General features: G+C 50.9%; 1 protein-coding gene and 1 tRNA gene. Both read right to left on the bottom strand.

Annotation, left to right across the window (positions count from 1 at the left end; translation table 11 throughout):
• A partial coding sequence (locus HMPREF3208_RS05460; protein ID WP_196488965.1) for an exodeoxyribonuclease VII large subunit occupies positions 1 to 531 on the bottom strand: 531 nt, incomplete at its 3' end.
• A 118-nt stretch (positions 532 to 649) separates the two neighbouring features.
• Positions 650 to 723, bottom strand: a tRNA-Lys gene (locus HMPREF3208_RS05455).
• Positions 724 to 1,317 lie beyond the last annotated feature (594 nt).

The raw sequence follows: 1,317 nt of genomic DNA, 5'->3' as shown, positions 1-1,317 counted from the left end.
CTCCGGCAGTGGAATCTTATTTTCCGCGTCAAAAAGGCCTTCGCCTTTAAGCTTTTTACGCAACTCGTCAATTTGCGCTTTTAAGTCGCCGGCACCGACGCGGCGTATTTCGTCTGCAACGAAGCTTAAACGCGTAGCTTTTACCCAAATATCCGCCTTGCCGTGAACGACTACGCGGTCGCCCTGGCGAAGTTCGCGCGCCTGCTGCACGAAATTGCTGAAGCCCATTACGGAAATCGACACTTCTTCGTTGCTGTCGCGAAGAGTAATGTAGCCGGAAGAGGCGCGGCGCATGTTGATTTCGACGATTTGACCCTCGATCCACGCGGCTGGCCAGCGTTCTACGGCGCTGTGGAACTTTTGGCTTAAGACGGCAACAGGCCACGGGTTTTCGGCGGTTGTGTCGGCAGCTTTCAGAGGGAGCGGACGTGGCTGCGGCTGCGTAAGTGGTTGCTGTGACTGCTGCATGAACGTTTGTGGCTGCTTCGACTGTTCAAGCTGCGCATCATCTTGAAATAATTGCGGCATCATATTTGACAAGGTCATACTTCAAGATTGACTGGAAAGAGGGACAAACACGCGCTGTTGCATGCGTTTTCGGAAGTATTAGATACGAAAAAACCCAAGCACGAAGCTTGGGTTTTGTTTGTGCCCCCTCAGGGATTCGAACCCTGGACACGCTGATTAAGAGTCAGCTGCTCTAACCAACTGAGCTAAAGGGGCGTTGGTTATCTCGGCTCGTTTCCGCGAACCGAGTAACTACTATACTCAGAATCCGGTTGAGCGCAAGCCGGCGTGTCGCATCGCCTTGCTTTTTCACTCAAAGCGTAGCGTGAAAAAGCAAATCGATGCGGTAGCGACGACTCAATGCTGAAAGCACAGTGTGCTTTCAGCATCGGAGCGCACACGATTACGCTTTCTTTATTTCTTAAGAAAGCGTAATCTGACGAGTAATAAGTTTATTCTCGATACACTAATGCGGTAGCGCTTGCTCAATGTGGAAAGTCCAGTGGACTTTCCACGCAAGCGCGCACACGATTGTGCTTTCTTTATTATCTTAAGAAAGCACAATCTGACGACCAAAGAAGCTTTGCATCAAGCAAATCGATGCGGTAGCGACGACTCAATGCTGAAAGCACAGTGTGCTTTCAACGCAAGCTCAGCAGCGAGCGCTTATAGCGCGAGCGTTATCTCACATTTGGAGGGTTTTAGGCTGTACGGCACTCCAAACGCGGGGAAAGTTTCCAGCGTTTGGAGGGTTTGGGGTTGTGCGGCGCTCCAAACATGAGAGAATCATCTCGCATTTGGAGGGTTATC

The sequence above is a fragment of the Gardnerella vaginalis genome (assembly GCF_001546485.1).
GTDB classification, from domain to species: domain Bacteria; phylum Actinomycetota; class Actinomycetes; order Actinomycetales; family Bifidobacteriaceae; genus Bifidobacterium; species Bifidobacterium vaginale_D.
The sequence above is the reverse complement of the archived record's forward strand: the minus strand, read 5'-3'. Positions and strand labels throughout refer to the sequence as shown.